Here is a 2,436-nt window from a genome sequence, read left to right as displayed (position 1 = left end):
ACACTTATATTAGATGGATCAATGGGATATATAGGAATAGTGGATAGACCTATAGAAATAAAAATAGAGAATGGTTATATTACTTATATCGAAGATACAGAAGATGGACGTAAACTGAAAGAATACTTAGAATCATTTGATGATTTAGAAATGTATTGTGCCGCAGAATTTGGAATAGGTTTAAATACAATATCTAAGTGTCGTGGAGCCAGCTATATTGAAGATGAATCAGCTTTTGGCACATTCCATATTGGTTTTGGTAGAAATCTTGCCTTAGGAGGCAGTCATAATGCCCGTGGACATTTTGACTTAGTGACACATAATCCAACTATTATTGTAGATGATAAGGTCATTATGAAAGATGGACATGCCAAGGCAATTCAGCCGATTGAATGGGGAGTATTATAGTACTCCTCTTTTTGTTTGTTCAAATATCGTAAAAAGTAAGGGCGCACAATTTATATTTTAATGAAATATTGTCTTTATCAATTTGCATATAGCGACATTTATTGGTATAATTATTTCATAATTTTACGAAGGAAGAGGAAAAACATATGAATGATGCTATTAAACTTATCGGTATCGTAATTGTCGTTATTGGGTTCGTAATGAAATTCGATACTCTTGCAACAGTTGTTGTTGCTGGTTTAGTAACAGGTTTAATCAGTGGTATGTCTATCATGGACATTTTAAATACACTAGGTACAGCCTTTTTAACTAACCGCACAGCAACTTTATTTATTTTAACTTTACCAGTTGTAGGTCTATGTGAACGTATGGGTTTACGTGATAAAGCGGTAGACTTGATTAAGGGTATTAAGAATGCTACTACAGGTCGCTTATTAGTGATCTGGGAAGGCGTTCGTACTGTTGCGTCTGCATTCTCATTAAGAATTGGTGGCCATCCACAGTTCATTCGTCCATTAATCAATCCAATGGCTCAGGCTGCTGCGATTGCGAAATATGGTGATATTGATGAAGATACAGAAGATCAGATCAAAGGTATGGCTGCAGCTTCTGAAAACTATGGTAACTTCTTTGCTCAGAACTGTTTCATGGGTGCTTCAGGAACATTACTTATTGTTTCAACTTTAAACGAATTATTTAAGTCACAAGGTGTTAACCAGGTTGTTACTGCTAACCAGATTGCATTGTGGTCTGTTCCAATTGCAGTTATTTCTGTTTTTGTTGGTGGAGCTTATGCTTTATGGTTCGATAAGAAACTTAATAAGAAATATGGAAAAGGAGGCAAATAACAATGTTACAAATTGAATGGAATACAGCCACTATTATTGCAGAAGTATTCTACTGCGTAATTGGTGCAATCTTTGCCGCAACAGGGTTTAATGCCTTAACTAATAAAGACTGTGAAAAGCCAGTAACTACTGCTATTTTCTGGTTCTTAATTGCTGTTACATTTATGGTTGGACCATATATTCCAACTTGGATTACTGGTTTAATCGTTGTTCTTCTTGCTGTATTAAGTGGTTTAGGTTTAGTAAAACCAGCTGCAAGACATATCCCAACTGCTAAGGAAACTCGTGATAATGCAGATAAATATGGATATAAGTCATTTATCCCACCAGTATGCTTAGCTCTTGTTGCCGTATTAGTTGCAACTTTCTTACCAAATCTTGGTGCAAACAATGCGATTGGTATTAGTGCTGCTGCTGCATTAATCGTTGCATATATTATCTTTAAACCAAAACTATCTACACCTCTCAAAGATGGTGTTAGATTAAATGATAATGTTGGTTCTACAGGTATCTTACCTCAGGTATTATCTGCATTAGGTTCATTATTTACTGCAGCTGGTGTAGGTGCTGTTATCGCTGCTGGCGTAGGTGCACTTATCCCTGAAGGAAATCATTTAATTGCAGTTATCTTCTATTGTGTAGGTATGGCATTATTTACAATGATCATGGGTAATGGTTTCGCTGCTTTCGCTGTTATTACAGTAGGTATCGGTTATCCATTCTTAATTGCACAGGGTGCAAATGCTCTTGTTGTTGGTGCTTTAGGTTTAACTGCAGGTTACTGTGGTACATTAATGACTCCTATGGCTGCAAACTTCAATATCATGCCTGCTGCATTGCTGGAAACTAAGAATAAATACAGAATTATTATGACTCAGGTTCCAGTTGCATTAATTATGTTAGTAATTCATATCATCTTAATGTATGTCTTAGCATTCTAAGGAGGCTTTTAAATGAAATTATTATTAACTGGTTTCGACCCATTTGGTGGCGAACCAATCAATCCTGCCTGGGAAGCTGTTAAAAGAGTTTCTGATCAGGTAGGAGATGTAGAAGTTGTAAAACTTATGGTTCCTACAGTATTCTACAAATCTATCGATACAGTAGCTGCTGCAATCGAAAAAGAAAAACCAGATGCTGTATTATGTATTGGACAGGCTGGGGGACGTTTTGATTTAAC

The 2,436-nt window shown here is 36.1% G+C and carries 2 protein-coding genes and 2 pseudogenes; all 4 read left to right on the top strand.

Features of this window, described 5'->3' with window-relative positions:
* Positions 1-408, top strand: a pseudogene (locus tag B2S90_RS00435) (peptidase); the annotation flags it as partial.
* A 146-nt stretch (positions 409-554) separates the two neighbouring features.
* On the top strand, positions 555-1,256 hold the full coding sequence (locus tag B2S90_RS00430) for a DUF969 domain-containing protein (protein WP_278779927.1): 702 nt from the start codon (positions 555-557) through the stop codon (positions 1,254-1,256).
* Between the two features lie 2 nt (positions 1,257-1,258).
* On the top strand, positions 1,259-2,197 hold the full coding sequence (locus B2S90_RS00425) for a DUF979 domain-containing protein (protein WP_055233467.1): 939 nt from the start codon (positions 1,259-1,261) through the stop codon (positions 2,195-2,197).
* A 12-nt stretch (positions 2,198-2,209) separates the two neighbouring features.
* A pseudogene (locus B2S90_RS00420) lies at positions 2,210-2,436 on the top strand (pyroglutamyl-peptidase I); the annotation flags it as partial.

The organism is Catenibacterium sp. UBA627 (genome assembly GCF_002299355.1).
Taxonomy (GTDB): domain Bacteria; phylum Bacillota_I; class Bacilli_A; order Erysipelotrichales; family Coprobacillaceae; genus Catenibacterium; species Catenibacterium mitsuoka.
The sequence above is the reverse complement of the archived record's forward strand: the minus strand, read 5'-3'. Positions and strand labels throughout refer to the sequence as shown.

What these genes read in the sequence shown, in the direction of transcription:
- B2S90_RS00430 (WP_278779927.1), top strand. Translation starts at nt 555, where the DNA reads ATGAATGATGCTATTAAACTTATCGGTATCGTAATTGTCGTTATTGGG.
- B2S90_RS00425 (WP_055233467.1), top strand. Translation starts at nt 1,259, where the DNA reads ATGTTACAAATTGAATGGAATACAGCCACTATTATTGCAGAAGTATTC.